Origin of the sequence: Mesorhizobium loti, from assembly GCF_013170705.1 — a bacterium.
In the GTDB taxonomy this organism is placed as follows: Bacteria; Pseudomonadota; Alphaproteobacteria; order Rhizobiales; family Rhizobiaceae; genus Mesorhizobium; species Mesorhizobium loti_D.
In genome coordinates this window covers 5,077,397-5,091,699 of record NZ_CP033334.1, presented here as the reverse complement: position 1 = coordinate 5,091,699, position 14,303 = coordinate 5,077,397, and the positions used below count along the sequence as shown (strand labels likewise).

The 14,303-nt window shown below is 63.8% G+C and carries 16 protein-coding genes; 13 read left to right on the top strand and 3 right to left on the bottom strand.

Features of this window, described 5'->3' with window-relative positions:
• The 13 genes from ribD (at window position 1) to EB815_RS25065 (ending at window position 11,897) form a co-directional block, all read left to right on the top strand.
• The gene (gene ribD / locus EB815_RS25125; protein WP_056562512.1) at window positions 1-1,131 is read left to right on the top strand and encodes a bifunctional diaminohydroxyphosphoribosylaminopyrimidine deaminase/5-amino-6-(5-phosphoribosylamino)uracil reductase RibD; all 1,131 of its coding nucleotides are present in this window, start codon (window positions 1-3) and stop codon (window positions 1,129-1,131) included.
• 12 nt (window positions 1,132-1,143) lie between these two features.
• The gene (locus EB815_RS25120; protein WP_056562509.1) at window positions 1,144-1,761 is read left to right on the top strand and encodes a riboflavin synthase; all 618 of its coding nucleotides are present in this window, start codon (window positions 1,144-1,146) and stop codon (window positions 1,759-1,761) included.
• A gap of 195 nt (window positions 1,762-1,956) precedes the next feature.
• A complete protein-coding gene (locus tag EB815_RS25115) occupies window positions 1,957-2,169 on the top strand; it encodes a hypothetical protein (RefSeq protein WP_155772397.1) in 213 nt (70 codons plus the stop codon).
• A gap of 72 nt (window positions 2,170-2,241) precedes the next feature.
• Complete coding sequence (locus tag EB815_RS25110; protein ID WP_056562503.1) at window positions 2,242-2,535, top strand: DUF1778 domain-containing protein; 294 nt, start codon at window positions 2,242-2,244, stop codon at window positions 2,533-2,535.
• A gap of 2 nt (window positions 2,536-2,537) precedes the next feature.
• Entirely contained in the window at window positions 2,538-3,050 is a 513-nt protein-coding gene (locus tag EB815_RS25105) for a GNAT family N-acetyltransferase (RefSeq protein WP_056562499.1), read from the top strand.
• 253 nt (window positions 3,051-3,303) lie between these two features.
• Window positions 3,304-3,798, top strand: a complete 495-nt coding sequence (ribH, locus tag EB815_RS25100; RefSeq protein ID WP_056562495.1) for a 6,7-dimethyl-8-ribityllumazine synthase — start codon at window positions 3,304-3,306, stop codon at window positions 3,796-3,798.
• The gene (gene nusB / locus EB815_RS25095; protein WP_056562492.1) at window positions 3,795-4,295 is read left to right on the top strand and encodes a transcription antitermination factor NusB; all 501 of its coding nucleotides are present in this window, start codon (window positions 3,795-3,797) and stop codon (window positions 4,293-4,295) included. Before ribH ends, nusB begins: the two co-directional genes overlap by 4 nt.
• A complete protein-coding gene (locus EB815_RS25090) occupies window positions 4,292-5,509 on the top strand; it encodes an MFS transporter (protein ID WP_056562489.1) in 1,218 nt (405 codons plus the stop codon). Before nusB ends, EB815_RS25090 begins: the two co-directional genes overlap by 4 nt.
• A 174-nt stretch (window positions 5,510-5,683) precedes the next feature.
• Window positions 5,684-6,595 carry a glycine betaine ABC transporter substrate-binding protein OsmF gene (osmF, locus tag EB815_RS25085; RefSeq protein ID WP_056562487.1) on the top strand — a complete coding sequence of 304 codons (912 nt, stop codon included), beginning with the start codon at window positions 5,684-5,686 and terminating at the stop codon, window positions 6,593-6,595.
• An 18-nt stretch (window positions 6,596-6,613) separates the two neighbouring features.
• A complete protein-coding gene (locus EB815_RS25080) occupies window positions 6,614-7,813 on the top strand; it encodes an ABC transporter permease (RefSeq protein WP_171883319.1) in 1,200 nt (399 codons plus the stop codon).
• Entirely contained in the window at window positions 7,810-8,748 is a 939-nt protein-coding gene (locus EB815_RS25075; protein ID WP_056562484.1) for an ABC transporter ATP-binding protein, read from the top strand. Before EB815_RS25080 ends, EB815_RS25075 begins: the two co-directional genes overlap by 4 nt.
• Window positions 8,745-9,494, top strand: a complete 750-nt coding sequence (locus EB815_RS25070; protein WP_056562481.1) for an ABC transporter permease — start codon at window positions 8,745-8,747, stop codon at window positions 9,492-9,494. The genes EB815_RS25075 and EB815_RS25070 overlap by 4 nt, the downstream gene beginning before the upstream one ends.
• 261 nt (window positions 9,495-9,755) lie before the next feature.
• A complete protein-coding gene (locus EB815_RS25065) occupies window positions 9,756-11,897 on the top strand; it encodes a sodium-translocating pyrophosphatase (RefSeq protein WP_056562478.1) in 2,142 nt (713 codons plus the stop codon).
• An 82-nt stretch (window positions 11,898-11,979) separates the two neighbouring features.
• Here EB815_RS25065 and EB815_RS25060 read toward each other — a convergent pair whose 3' ends face one another.
• From EB815_RS25060 to EB815_RS25050, 3 genes are all read right to left on the bottom strand, one after another.
• Entirely contained in the window at window positions 11,980-12,978 is a 999-nt protein-coding gene (locus tag EB815_RS25060) for a glycosyltransferase family 2 protein (RefSeq protein ID WP_056562475.1), read from the bottom strand.
• Between the two features lies 1 nt (window position 12,979).
• Complete coding sequence (locus tag EB815_RS25055) at window positions 12,980-13,525, bottom strand: dTDP-4-dehydrorhamnose 3,5-epimerase family protein (protein ID WP_056562471.1); 546 nt, start codon at window positions 13,523-13,525, stop codon at window positions 12,980-12,982.
• Between the two features lie 158 nt (window positions 13,526-13,683).
• A complete protein-coding gene (locus EB815_RS25050; RefSeq protein ID WP_056562468.1) occupies window positions 13,684-14,199 on the bottom strand; it encodes an outer membrane protein assembly factor BamE in 516 nt (171 codons plus the stop codon).
• Window positions 14,200-14,303 lie beyond the last annotated feature (104 nt).

Genomic DNA, 14,303 nt, shown 5'->3' with positions numbered 1-14,303 from the left:
ATGGCAGCACCGCAACCGAGCGAGGCCGGACAAGCGGCCCTTGATCGCCGTTTCATGGCCGCGGCCCTGCGGCTTTCTCGCAAGAATGCGGGCAGGACCTCGACCAATCCTTCGGTCGGAACGATCATCGTGCGCGATGATGGCGAGGGGCCGATGATCGTCGGCACCGGCGTCACCGCCGTCGGTGGCCGTCCGCATGCCGAGACCGAGGCGCTGGCCGAGGCCGGCGAGCTCGCGCGTGGCGCCACGGCTTACGTCACTTTGGAACCCTGTGCCCACCACGGCCGCACGCCGCCTTGCGCCAATGCGCTGGTCAATGCCGGCATCGCGCGCGTCGTAGGGGCTGCCAGCGATCCGGACACGCGCGTCTCCGGCAAGGGCTACGCCATTCTGCGCGCCGCCGGCATCGAGGTGGTCGAGAAGGTGCTGGCCGCGGAGGCCGCCGAGCAGATGGCGGGCTATTTGATTCGATCCCTGCGAAAACGCCCGGAAGTGACGCTGAAGCTTGCGCTTTCGAGCGATGGCAAGATCGGCAGGAAAGGCGCCGGCCAGGTTGCGATCACCGGCGAGGTCGCTCGCCGCGACGTCTATCTGATGCGCGCGGAGTCGGACGCTATCCTGATCGGCGTCGGCACGGCGCTGGAAGACGACCCGGCACTGACCGTGCGCCTGCCTGGACTGGAAAACCGTTCGCCGGCGCGCATCATCCTCGATCGCCAGATACGGCTCCCGGAAGCCTCGAAGCTGGTTTCCGGTGTCGACCGCGTGCCGCTCTATGTCGCTGCCTGTCTTGAGGCTGATCCGCAGCGCCGCGCCGCGCTGGAACGCGCCGGCGTACGCTTCATAGGCACTGAAACGCATGACGGCGTGGTTGCCTTGCCGGAACTGCTCGAAGACCTGGGGGCGCTCGGCATGGCAAGCGTGCTGGTCGAGGGCGGCGCCCAGGTCGCCAAGGCATTCCTGGACGAAGAGCTGGTCGACCGCATCGTCTTGTTCCAGGGGCCGGAGGCGATTGGCGAGGACGGCATTGCATCGCCGGTCGATGCTGACCATATCTCGGCAGGCTTTCGCAAATTGCGCGAGATGCGCTTCGGCGAAGACACCTACGCCGAGTGGATAAGAGACCTCTAGGGATCGGCATTGATGTTTACAGGAATTGTCACCGATATCGGCATCGTTGCGGCCGTCAAGCCGCTCAGCGAAGGCGTCGGCCTGCGCATCGATACCGTCTATGATCCCGAAACCATCGCCATCGGCGCCTCGATCTCCTGCGGCGGCGTCTGCCTGACGGTCACGGCGCTGCCCGAACATGGCTCGAACGCGCGCTGGTTCGAGGTCGAAGCCTGGGAAGAGGCCTTGCGGCTGACCACGGCCTCGGGCTGGAAATCCGGCACCAAGGTCAATCTCGAGCGGGCGCTGAAGATCGGCGACGAACTCGGCGGCCACATCGTGTCGGGCCATGTCGACGGTACTGCCGAGATTGTCGAGCGCAAGGACGAGGGCGACGCGGTGCGCTTCACGCTGGAGGCGCCGCGCCACCTGGCGAAGTTCATCGCGCCAAAGGGCTCCGTCGCACTCGACGGCACCTCGCTCACCGTCAACAAAGTGGAGGGCACCCGCTTCGACGTGCTGCTGATCCATCATTCGCTGACCGTCACCACCTGGGGCGAGCGCAAGGTCGGCGACCGCGTCAATCTCGAGATCGACACCATGGCGCGCTACGCGGCGCGACTGGCGGAGGCGGCGAAAGAGGGCTTGTAGCGGTCACTTGGTCGATATTCCGCGAGCCGTCCCGAAGGCAGCAATTGATCGAAGATACTGAAAACCTAGTCTACGAAGCGGTCAGATATCTCGACAGCTCCAAGACCTACAAAGATCTGCTTTCCGGCGATGTCGGGGAGCAAATCCGCGCGATACTCAGCATATCGTGGCACGATGACTGGCGTTTTGCGCAGGATGTCTGCTTCAAATACGCCCGTTCTTCCGATCCGGATGTCCGAAGGATTTCCATCACAGGAATGGGCCATATCGCGCGGTGCGATCGATATGGGTTCTGTTTTGGAACTTGTTGGCGAACTTCGCCAAGCCGAACGCGCTCACGGCTCCTTCGAAGACATGTTTGACGACATCATGGTCTTTGTCGCTCGGCAGGGGCGGCGAGCGGTCTGAACGGCGCCGGTACCTCATGGCGACCTTGAAACTTCCGGCCATTGGCCGTACATTGTCGCCAGGAGAACGACGATGACTGCACACCCACCGCGTGGCCGTGTTCGTGGCGAACGTCTTGAAACTCGCGTCACGGCCGACCAGAAGAACCTTATCGAGCACGCTGCGGCGCTCCAGGGCCGCACGGTAACGGACTTCGTGCTGACGAGCGTTCAGGAGGCTGCCCGCCGGACCATCGAGGAGCATCAGCGCCTGGAGCTATCCGTTCGTGACAGCCAGGCCTTCGTGGATGCCCTCGTCAATCCGAAACCAGTAAACGACCGCCTGCGCGATACGGTGCGTCGGTATCGCCACGCCACTGGCACCTGAGGGTGACGGGCTCGACCGAGGCCTCTTTGCGAGTTGAAGTGCTTGGTCCGCAGCACGACAGAACCTTGTTTGAAAGCGGTGTAGAATCACTCGATCGATACCTTCGGATGCAGGCCGGACAAGAGGCCCGCAAAAACATTGCCGCGCCGTTCGTACTGGTCATGCCGGATGGAGCTATTGGTGGCTTTTACACGCTCTCATCGACTGCGGTGGATGTCGGCGAATGGCCTGTCCAAACTGTCCGTAAGCTGCCGCGTTATCGGCTCATTCCGGCAACGCTTCTCGGACGTCTGGCAGTCGATCGACGGCAACAGGGCAGGGGTTACGGTCGATACCTCCTGGCCGATGCCTTGCTTCGATCGCTCCGCAGCGAGATTGCCTCGTTCGCTGTCATTGTCGACGCAAAGGATGAGAACGCACGCCGCTTTTACGAACGAGAAAGCTTTCTGTCATTTCCCGATCAGCCTAAGAAGCTGTTTCGGCCAATGGCTGATATCGCAGAGCTGTTTAAATGAGGAAGTGACTGTGATGGAAAGCAGGAATTCCAAAGAGCAAGAGCGCCTCACGTGGGAAGCATCGGCCGATGTGGATGCCGGCCGTGTGGTGGATCACGAAGCCGTTGTTGACTGGGCTGAAAGCCTCGGTACGGACTGTCCGATCTCGGCGCCTTCCCCAAAGCGGCGATAAGCCCGACACACCTCCAGCAATCTTCCGCTTGCGATCAATCCGGCTTCGGCCTAAGTCACCGGCAACCCCCCGGAGATTTTTATGGCAGGCACATCCCAACACGGCAAAGCCTTCATTCGCCCGAAGGCGAAGGCGCATCTGCTGATTGTCGAAGCGCGCTTCCACGACGACCTTGCCGACGCGCTGCTCGAAGGCGCGACGAGCGCGCTCGATGAAGCGGGCGCGACCTACGATGTCATCACCGTTCCAGGTTCGCTGGAAATTCCCGCAGTGATTACCTTCGCTCTGGACGGTGCGGCGGAAGGCGGCACGAATTACGACGGTTTCGTTGCGCTCGGCACCGTCATTCGCGGCGACACCTATCATTTCGACATCGTCGCCAACGAATCCAGCCGCGCGCTGATGGACCTGTCCGTGCAGGACTCGGTCTGCATCGGCAACGGCATCCTGACCACCGAGAACGATGCACAGGCATGGACGCGGGCCAAGCGCTCGGAGGGCGACAAGGGCGGCTTTGCCGCGCGTGCGGCGCTGACCATGATCGCCCTCAAGGAACAATTGGGAGCGCGATCGTGAGCGAACCCGCTTCGCCCGGACAGCCCGCGATACGCCACGCCAACAAGCGCGGTGCCGCCCGTCTGGCTGCCGTGCAGGCGCTCTACCAGATGGATGTCGCCGGCAGCGGCGTCTTCGAGATCACCGCCGAATACGAGGCGTTCCGGCTTGGCAAGGAAGTCGACGGCGCGCTTTATCGCGAGGCGGATGCGCAATGGTTCCGCGCCATCCTGACCGGCGTCGTCGAGAACCAGAAGACCATCGATCCAATCATCCGCCAGGCGCTGACCGATGATTGGCCGCTGTCTCGGCTCGATTCGACGCTGCGCGCCATCATGCGCGCCGGCGTCTATGAATTGATGAAGCGCGAAGACGTGCCGGTGGCGGTCATCGTTTCGGAATATGTCGACATCGCCAAGGCTTTTTACGAGGAAGACGAACCGAAGCTGGTCAATGCCGTGCTCGACCGCGTGTCACGCCGGGTGCGCGGCGAGGGGCGCGGCAAGGACGCATCGTGACAGCCACCACTGTCGAGGTGGGCAGGGACGCGCGGCACACCGCTTTGATCCTCGCTGCCTCGCAGGCGATTATCGGTTCGGCTGCACCCATAGCCATCTCCATGGGTGCACTGGCAGGGCAATACCTGCTCGGCGCCGACAAGTCGTTGGCGACGGCGCCGATCACCGGCTTCAACCTTGGCGTGGCGCTTGGCGCTTTGCCGGCCGCGGCCATTATCCGCCGGCTGGGCCAGCGCGGCGGCTTCATGACCGGAACCGTCGTCACCGCGCTTGGCGGCCTGATCGCCACCCTGGCGCTTTTCCACGGCAGTTTCTGGCTGTTCGCGTTCGCGCTGCTCGTGATCGGCATCGGTGGTGCCTTCGTCCAGCAGTTCCGCTTCGCCGCCGCCGACAACGCGCCGCCGGAGTTCAAGGCGCGCGCCATCTCCTTCGTGCTGGCCGGCGGCATCGTCACCGCCATCCTTGGGCCGCAGATCGTCATCTTCACCCGTGAACTGTTCGCGCCGGTGATGTTTGCCGGGTCATTCGCCGCTATCCTGCCGCTTGCCGCGGTTGGAGCCGTTACCCTGTCGTTTCTGCGCCTGCCGGCAAAGGCCGCCAGCAAGGTTGATGTTGCCGGCGGCGATGCCAGACCCCTGGCCGAAATCGTCACCAGGCCGCGCTTCGTCGCCGCACTGTTCTGCGCCGTCGGCTGCTATGCGCTGATGAGCTTCGTCATGACCGGCGCGCCACTGGCCATGGTTGGCTGTGGCCTGTCGGAGAATGATGCGACGCTGGGCATTTCCTGGCACGTCATGGCGATGTTCGCGCCGAGCTTCTTCACCGGCTCGCTGATCCATCGGTTTGGCGCCGAGCGCATCGTCGCCATTGGCCTGCTGCTGCTGATCGGCTGCGCTGCGGTAGCCTTGTCGGGCCTGGCGCTGTGGCAATTCTGGACATCGCTGATCCTGCTCGGTCTCGGCTGGAATTTCGGCTTCATCGGCGCCACCGCCATGGTCGCTGCCAGCTACCGGCCGTCGGAAAAGGGCAAGGTGCAGGGTTTTCACGACTTCGCCCTGTTCGGCTCCGTCGCCTGCGCGTCGCTGCTGTCGGGCATGGTCTACAACGCCTGGGGCTGGGAGATGCTCAACTGGATGATCTTTCCGGTCACCGTTCTGTGCTTTTTGGCACTTGGCACGTTGAAACTGACGGGCCCGCGCAAATCCGACGCCTGAGCCTCGACTTGAGGTGACATGATGCTGTCAGGATGGCTTCGGTCGAAGTCGCCGCTTCAGAACAAAATTATTGCGCTGATACCTGCTCTTATGAAACCGTATGCCCCGACGCCGCGTTTGGGCCATGCTCATATGCGGCGACCCGATTCCGGTTCATAGCAAGGGATTTTCACAATGTTTTCAATCAAGGCTCTGGCTGGCGCGGCGCTCGCGCTCGGCATCACGGCGGCTTCCGCCAGTGCCCAGGTGGTCGTGTCCTCGAAGATCGACACCGAGGGCGGCGTACTCGGCAACATCATCCAGCTCGTGCTCAACGCCAACAACATCAAGACAACGGACCGCATCCAGCTCGGCGGCACGCCGGTGGTGCGCAAGGCGATCACCGCCGGCGAGATCGACATCTATCCCGAATACACCGGAAATGCCGCCTTCTTCTTCGAAAAGGCCGATGACCCGGTCTGGAAGGATGCCGCCAAGGCTTATGAGGCGGCCAAGAAGCTCGACTATGATGCCAACAAGATCGTCTGGCTGTCGCCGGCGCCGGCCAACAACACCTGGGCGATCGCGCTGCGCAAGGAAGTGACGGACGAAAACAAGCTCGTCACCCTGTCGGACTTCGGCAAATACGTCGCCGGCGGCGGCAAGGTGGTGCTGGCGGCGTCCTCCGAGTTCGTCAATTCGGCGGCAGCCCTTCCGGCCTTCCAGACCACCTACAGCTTCACCCTGAAGCCGGACCAGTTGATCACGCTCTCGGGCGGCGACACGGCGGCGACTATCGCCGCGGCGGCCAACCAGACCAGTGGCGCCAACGCTGCCATGGTCTATGGCACCGACGGCGGCATCGCGCCGTCCGGCCTGGTCGTGCTTGAGGACGACAAGGGCGTGCAGCCGGTCTACCAACCCGCCCCGATCATCCGCGAATCCGTGCTCAAGGAACATCCCGAGATCGAGACGCTGCTGAAGCCGGTCTTCGCCAAGCTCGACCTCGTCACGCTGCAGGAGCTGAACGGCCGCGTGCAGGTCGGCGGTGAGCCGGTCAAGGGCGTCGCCGAGGACTTCCTGAAGAAGAACGGCTTTCTGAAGTAGGCGATTCCGGCGCGCCGCATGCGTGGCGCGCCGGAACGACCGACGGGGGAGGGCGTGTCAATCCGTTTCGACAAGCTCGGCGTGGTCATCGCCGCGATCGCCGCCTATGCAGCGTTCCTCGCCCCCTTCGCCACGCTCCGCGCCAACCGGATCGTTCCCGGCCAGGCGCGTTCGATTCTCGAGGCGCTGCCGGCAACCGCCGGGGCATTGCTTTTGGCTATCGTGGTCGTGGCGGCGCTCATAGCACTTTTCAGGACACCGCTTGGGCTGCGCCTTGCCGCCGGTGTGGTCGCGCTTGCCGCGCTCGCGCTGCTTGTCGGCGTCGCCGGCACGTTCTTGACGCCGGCCGGCAACACCTTTGCCAGAGTATCTCCGGCCTCCGGTTTCTGGATTCTCATCTTTGCGTTCACGCTCTTGCTGGCCGACGTGCTGACGCGCCTGAATTTGTCGCCATCGGCGCGTGTCGGTGTGCTGGCCGCCGCCGCGGTGGCGGTCGGCCTGCTTCTGGTGTCGGGGGCCTGGAACGACCTTTCCATCCTCAAGGAATACGCCAACCGTGCCGACAGTTTCTGGGCCGAGGGCTCCAAGCACGTGACGCTGGCACTTGGCTCGCTGGCCGCGGCAGTGATCGTCGGCCTGCCGCTCGGCATCCTCTGCCACCGCGTCGAAAAGCTGCGCGCCGGCGTGCTCAACGTGCTCAACATCATCCAGACCATTCCTTCGATCGCGTTGTTTGGCCTGCTGATCGCTCCGCTCGGCTGGGTCGCCGCGCATGTGCCCGGAGCTGCCGCGCTCGGCATTCGCGGCATAGGCACCGCACCTGCCTTCGTCGCCCTGTTTCTCTATTCGCTGCTGCCGGTGGTGGCCAACACGGTTGTCGGTCTCGCCGGCGTGCCGCGTGCCGCCAACGACGCCGCGCGCGGCATGGGCATGACGGACCGCCAGCGCCTGTTCGGCGTCGAATTTCCGCTGGCCTTTCCGGTGATCCTCACTGGCATCCGCATCGTGCTGGTGCAGAATATCGGCCTCGCCACCATCGCCGCGCTTATCGGTGGCGGCGGCTTCGGCGTTTTCGTCTTCCAGGGCGTTGGTCAGACGGCGATGGACCTGGTGCTGCTTGGCGCGGTGCCGACGGTCGCGCTCGCCTTCGCCGCCGCCATCATCCTCGATGCGGTGATCGAAATGACCGCCACCAGGCGCAGGGTTGAAACGGCATGATCGAGATCGAAGGCATTACCAAGCGCTATGATGCGACCACCGTTGTCGACGACGTGTCGATGGTCATCGAGCCACGCACGGTTTGTGTCATTGTCGGCACCTCCGGCTCCGGCAAGACGACGTTGCTGCGCATGATCAACCGGCTGGTCGAGCCAACCGCCGGCATCATCAAGCTCGACGGCGCCGACAATCGTTCGGTGCCCGGCTACGAACTGCGACGCAGCATCGGCTACGCCATCCAGGGCCATGGCCTGTTTCCGCATCGCACCGTGGCGCAGAACATCGCCACCGTGCCGGTGCTGCTCGGCTGGGACAAGGCCCGTATCAAGGCCCGCGTCGACGAACTGATGACGCTCTACCAGCTTGATCCCGAGGCATTCGGGCCGCGCTACCCGCACGAATTGTCCGGCGGCCAGCAGCAGCGTGTCGGGGTGGCCCGGGCGCTCGCCGCCGAGCCCAACGTGCTTCTGATGGACGAACCGTTTGGCGCACTCGACCCGATCATTCGCACCAAGGCGCAGGAAGACCTGCTGGCGATCCAGAAGCGCTTCGGCACCACCATCATTCTCGTCACTCACGACATGGAAGAGGCCGTGCATCTGGGCGACAAGATCGCTGTCATGGATGCCGGCAAGCTCGTGCAATACGCCAAGCCCGCCGAGATCCTGGCAAAGCCGGCCAGCAGCTTTGTCGAGACCCTGGTTGGCGCCAGCGAGAGACCGTTCAGGCTGTTGTCGCTCGGGCGGGTGCGTGACGCGGTGGAAAAGGGCACCGCCGATGGCGAGGCGATCCCTGGCGATGCAAGCCAGCGCGATGCGCTGGCCGAACTCCTGTGGTCGGGCCGGCCGGCGCTGCCGGTGAAAGGCGCCGACGGCAAACCGCTCGGCCGCGTCACGGTGGACGGGCTGGTCAAGCGCGCGGCGAGGCCGGCATGAAAGCCTGGCTGCCTCTGCTGCTGAGGCTTGCCCTGGTGGTGTTGCTCGTGGCCTTTGTCACCAGTCCAGGCTGGTTCGAGCCACTGCTCAAGCCGCTGACCGAAAACAATGCTCCCGCGATCTACAATCAAGGCAGCCTGCTGACGTTGACGCTGCTGCATCTGCGCACCGTGCTGATCGCCACCGTCGCCGCGACCATCGTTGCCGTGGCCCTGGCCATCCTCGTTACCAGGCCAGCCGGCGCCGAATTCCTGCCGCTGTCGCGCAGCCTGGTCAACATCGGCCAGACCTTTCCGCCGGTGGCGGTGCTGGCGCTTGCCGTGCCGGCTGTCGGCTTTGGCGAGAAGCCGACGCTGATCGCGCTGTTTCTCTATGGCCTGCTGCCGATCTTCGAGAATGCGCTGACCGGACTGACGACGCTGCCGGCCAACGTCATGGAGGCGGCGCGTGGCGCGGGCATGACCGGCTGGCAAAGGCTCACCAAGGTCGAGCTGCCGCTGAGCGCGCCGATCATCCTGGGCGGCATCAGGCTGTCGGTGGTGATCAGCCTGGCCACGGCCACCATCGGCTCGACCGTGGCCGCCAAGACGCTGGGCGAGGTGATCATCGCCGGGTTGTTGTCCAACAACCTTGCCTTCATCCTGCAGGGTGGCCTGATCGTGGCGGCCCTTGCCGTGCTGATCTACGACGGTCTGTCGGCGGTCGAACGCTACACCGCACGCCGAATGGGCCGCGAGGCGGAATAATCCTTGGGAGTTGGCCGTCCTGTCGCAATGGTTCCCGTGCGTCATTTCAATCGATCTAAATGAAAGGCCCATGTGGGCACTGTGGTCGCGGCTTTGTCTTTTGGGCGAAAGCCGGGCAAAAACTGAACAATATCTTGACGTTCCGAGCCCTGTTTCGCATACACCGATGCGAAGAGGTGGATTCCGTGCGCGGATTCCGGTCTTTGTCTCAACGGCCCAGGGAGGGGTTCATTTGGGCCAACAATCGAGGAAAATTTGGCAATGACCATACTTTACGCCGTCATCGCCTGCGGTCTGCTTTCTGTCCTTTACGCTATCTGGGCGACACGATCGGTTCTCGCGTCCGATCAGGGCAATGCACGCATGCAGGAAATCTCCGCCGCCATCCGCGAAGGCGCGCAAGCCTATCTGGCGCGCCAGTACACCACCATCGCCATCGTCGGCGTGGTCGTGCTTTTGCTCGCCTGGTGGCTGCTTTCTATCACCGCCGCGATCGGCTTCCTGATCGGCGCCGTCCTGTCGGGCGCCGCCGGCTTCATCGGCATGCATGTTTCGGTGCGTGCCAATGTGCGCACCGCGCAGGCGGCGTCCAACAGCCTCGCCGCCGGTCTCGACATCGCCTTCAAGTCGGGCGCCATCACCGGCATGCTGGTGGCGGGCCTGGCATTGCTTGGCGTCTCGATCTACTACCTGATCCTGACCGGCCCCATGGGCCTCCAGCCCAATGACCGCATCGTCATCGACTCGCTGGTCTCGCTCGGCTTCGGCGCCTCGCTGATCTCGATCTTTGCCCGCCTCGGCGGCGGCATCTTCACCAAGGGTGCCGACGTGGGCGGCGATCTGGTCGGCAAGGTCGAAGCCGGCATCCCGGAAGATGATCCGCGCAACCCGGCCACCATCGCCGACAATGTCGGCGACAATGTCGGTGACTGCGCCGGCATGGCGGCCGACCTGTTCGAGACCTATGCGGTGACGGTCGTCGCCACCATGGTTCTCGGCGCCATCTTCTTTGGCGGGACCGCCGTTCTCCAGACTGCGATGCTGTATCCGCTCGCCATCTGCGGCGCCTGCATCCTGACCTCGATCGTCGGCACCTTCTTCGTCAAGCTCGGCTCCAATGGCTCGATCATGGGCGCCCTCTACAAGGGGCTCATTGTCACCGGCCTGCTGTCGATCGTCGGCCTCGCCATCGCCACTTCGGCAACGCTCGGCTGGGGCGAGGTCGGCACTGTCGCCGGCATCGTCATCACCGGCAAGAACCTGTTCATCTGCGGCCTCATCGGCCTCGTGGTGACGGGTTTGATCGTGGTGATCACCGAGTACTACACCGGCACCAACAAGCGCCCGGTCAACTCGATCGCCCAGGCTTCGGTCACCGGCCACGGCACCAACGTCATCCAGGGCCTCGCGGTTTCGCTGGAATCGACGGCGTTGCCGGCCATCGTCATCGTCGGCGGCATCATCTCGACCTACCAGCTCGCCGGCCTCTACGGCACGGCGATCGCGGTCACCACCATGCTCGGCCTCGCCGGCATGATCGTGGCGCTCGACGCCTTCGGCCCGGTCACCGACAATGCCGGCGGCATCGCCGAAATGGCGGGCCTGCCCAAGGAAGTGCGCCACTCCACCGACGCGCTCGACGCGGTCGGCAACACCACCAAGGCCGTGACCAAGGGTTATGCCATCGGCTCGGCAGGCCTCGGCGCATTGGTGCTGTTTGCGGCCTATTCGAACGACCTTAAGTTCTTTGCCGCCAATGGCGACAAATATCCCTACTTCCAGGGCATGGGCGAAATCTCCTTCGATCTCTCCAACCCTTACGTTGTCGCCGGCCTGATCTTCGGCGGTCTGATCCCGTATCTGTTCGGTGGTATCGCCATGACGGCCGTTGGCCGCGCGGCGGGCGCCATCGTCGAGGAGGTTCGCAAGCAGTTCCGCGAAGATCCGGGCATCATGGCAGGCACGTCCAAGCCGAACTATGCGCGTGCGGTCGATCTTCTGACCAAGGCGGCGATCCGGGAGATGATCATCCCGTCGCTGCTGCCGGTGCTGGCGCCGCTCGTCGTCTATTTCGGCGTGCTGCTGATCTCCGGTTCGAAAGCATCGGCCTTCGCGGCCCTCGGTGCCTCGCTGCTCGGCGTTATCGTCAACGGCCTGTTCGTCGCCATCTCGATGACCTCGGGCGGCGGCGCCTGGGACAATGCGAAGAAGTCGTTCGAGGATGGGTTCACCGACAAGGACGGCGTCAAGCACCTCAAGGGCTCCGAGGCGCACAAGGCTTCGGTGACCGGCGACACGGTCGGCGATCCCTACAAGGACACCGCGGGCCCCGCGGTCAATCCGGCGATCAAGATCACCAACATTGTGGCCCTCCTGCTGCTGGCCGTGCTCGCGCACGGCTAACCGCCGGGTCGGTGGTCCAAAAAGCCCGCGGGGAGCGATCCCCGCGGGCTTTTCATTTTGATGCGTCAGCTTCGACGGGATTTCAGCCGCCGCTGGCGTCCGTGTCCGGGCGGCTGCCGTAGATCTCCGACAGTTCCTGCACACCCGGCTCGCGCTCGGGCATTGGCGGGAGGCCGCGAATCTCGCGCAGCAGCGCGACGAATGCGCCGCGTTTGTGTCGATGACGGAAGGAACGCGCCCTGGGGTGGATGCCGCAAGCCGCGAGCAATCTGCGCCTGAGATAGGTGGCTCTTGTCGAGCGAGGCGGTCCGTCGGCACCGGCAAGAACTCTCACCCGCAAGGTGTTGGGCATCGCCATTGCCGCGACGAGCTCTTCCTGTTCCGTCGCAAGGTCCTTGACATAGCTGCCCTTGCGATTGCCGGAATGCAGCTTGAGCACGGTCAGATGCGGCATCGTCGCGATGACCGCGCCCTTTCGCCAGGCCCGGAAGAGCCAGTCCTGCGAGGCCTCGCAAAAGCACTGGCTGGCGGGGCGCCAGGGGCCGAGCCAGTCCAGCGATATCAGCCGGACTACCTGCGCCGAGCCAAACCCTACCGTGTCAACGGGATCGTAGAATCCATCCTTGCCGACGCCGAAGATCGAGTTCTTGACAGGCTTGCCATCGACCAGCGGTGGTTCGACAACGACGCCCCTTGCGATCACCACATCGGCGCCGGTCGCATCGATCCATCCCGTGGTCGCCGCGAGATGGTCCGGGAACCAGAGGTCGTCATGGTTGAGCAAGGCGACGAACCGGCCGCGTGCCCTGGCAAAGCCGATGTTGTTGGGGCCGGACTGCTCGCCGAAATTGGCCGGCGGGTTGATATAGACGATGCGCGGATCGGCGAATTCGGCGATGACCGCCGCCGTGTCGGGGCGACAGGCGTCGCCTATCACCAGAATTTCAAAGTCCTGCAGGGTCTGACCCAGGACGCTGCGCAATGCCTGCCGCAAGGCGGCCGGGCGGTCGTGGGTTGCGATCACCACCGAGACGAGCGGCGGCTTCTGCCCGGCTGCATCGGACTGGCCGGGGCGCGCCACGCTACACCAGCTTGTAGGGGATGTGATCGGTGTCCGGCGGCAGGCGCCAATGGTCAGGCGCGTCATATGCATAGGCCTTGTCGACGAGATTGAGCAGCAGGGCGATCTCCGGCCCGAGCGCCGTCACACCGTGCCACACGCCGGGCGGGATGATGACGATCGCCGGTCGTAGCGCGCCGACGATCTTGTGCCAGACAGTGCCGAAGCTGGGCGAGGCCTTTCGGCCGTCATAGAGCGATATGCGCACGCTCCCGACGCAACAGAACAGCCGATCCAGCGTCACCTCATGCGCATGCCAGCCGGTTACCGCGCCTGGATACATCGTGCGCTGGAAGACCTGGCCGACTGGCGACCGGTCGAGATCCCACTCATCGCGGAATACCTCGGTGAGATAGCCGTTGGACGTCGCGACGGGCCTGATTTCCTTGACCCTGACGCCGTCGATTGCCGGAGGATCGACGGCAAGCCAGTCCGAGGTCACGGTTTGCCTGTCAGGCGTGCCGGTGGCCATCCAGCCGTCCGGCGCTATACGTTCGCCACTGCTCATTTTCAAAAAACCAAAGCCCAGGGGATTTGATAAGGGCTTGCCCCATTGCTGGCAAGCTGGCCTTGCCTTGGCGAAACAAAAACCCGTGAGATCGCTCCCACGGGTTTTCGGTCGCCTGAGATGTTGCCGCTTTCCCAAGGGAAAGCGGGTTCTGATGATCAGGGAGTTCCACCGCCCGGAATGCCGGGCGCCAGCTTGCTCGCGCCGTTGATGATCTGGCTGAGGAAGTTCTGGTCCTTGCCGCCAGTCGGCGTGGTGCGCGAAATGAAGTCGAAAATCTTGCCGTCCTTCAAGCCGTAATTGGCGATCTGGCTGACGCGGCCGTCGGCCCCGAAATAGACCGCGAGCACTTTCTGGTCGACGAGCCTGGGCTTGTCGAAGGCGACATAGCGTTTGCGGGTTTGCGAAATGTAATAGAACGCCTCGTTGTCGAACGTCGCTGTCGTCGATGGCGTGCCAAGCGCCAGAAGCACCTGCTCGCGGCTGGAACCGACAGGCACCGAATCGACCGCCTGCTGGTCATAGACGTACCCTTGCGTAAACGTCTCGCTTGGATTGAGGTCGCCGATCATCTTGTTGGTATGACATGCCGAGAGCGCCGATACGACGAGCAGCAGTGAGATCGCGCCAGCAGGCCTGGACGAGAAGGTCGACTTGAAATTCAGCGCGCGCAACAACAATTCTCCATTATATCGCCGCAACTTGCGCTGGGCCGCAAAACCGGTAAACCAGCTTGCCTGCCGATGCAACAAGGCCAATTCAACAAACGGTCCCCGGA

Excerpts from the sequence above, each read along its gene's own strand:
- ribD (WP_056562512.1), top strand. The coding sequence starts at position 1 with ATGGCAGCACCGCAACCGAGCGAGGCCGGACAAGCGGCCCTTGATCGC.
- EB815_RS25120 (WP_056562509.1), top strand. The coding sequence starts at position 1,144 with ATGTTTACAGGAATTGTCACCGATATCGGCATCGTTGCGGCCGTCAAG.
- EB815_RS25115 (WP_155772397.1), top strand. The coding sequence starts at position 1,957 with ATGTCTGCTTCAAATACGCCCGTTCTTCCGATCCGGATGTCCGAAGGA.
- EB815_RS25110 (WP_056562503.1), top strand. The coding sequence starts at position 2,242 with ATGACTGCACACCCACCGCGTGGCCGTGTTCGTGGCGAACGTCTTGAA.
- ribH (WP_056562495.1), top strand. The coding sequence starts at position 3,304 with ATGGCAGGCACATCCCAACACGGCAAAGCCTTCATTCGCCCGAAGGCG.
- osmF (WP_056562487.1), top strand. The coding sequence starts at position 5,684 with ATGTTTTCAATCAAGGCTCTGGCTGGCGCGGCGCTCGCGCTCGGCATC.
- EB815_RS25080 (WP_171883319.1), top strand. The coding sequence starts at position 6,614 with ATGCGTGGCGCGCCGGAACGACCGACGGGGGAGGGCGTGTCAATCCGT.
- EB815_RS25075 (WP_056562484.1), top strand. The coding sequence starts at position 7,810 with ATGATCGAGATCGAAGGCATTACCAAGCGCTATGATGCGACCACCGTT.
- EB815_RS25070 (WP_056562481.1), top strand. The coding sequence starts at position 8,745 with ATGAAAGCCTGGCTGCCTCTGCTGCTGAGGCTTGCCCTGGTGGTGTTG.
- EB815_RS25065 (WP_056562478.1), top strand. The coding sequence starts at position 9,756 with ATGACCATACTTTACGCCGTCATCGCCTGCGGTCTGCTTTCTGTCCTT.
- EB815_RS25055 (WP_056562471.1), bottom strand. The coding sequence starts at position 13,525 with ATGAGCAGTGGCGAACGTATAGCGCCGGACGGCTGGATGGCCACCGGC.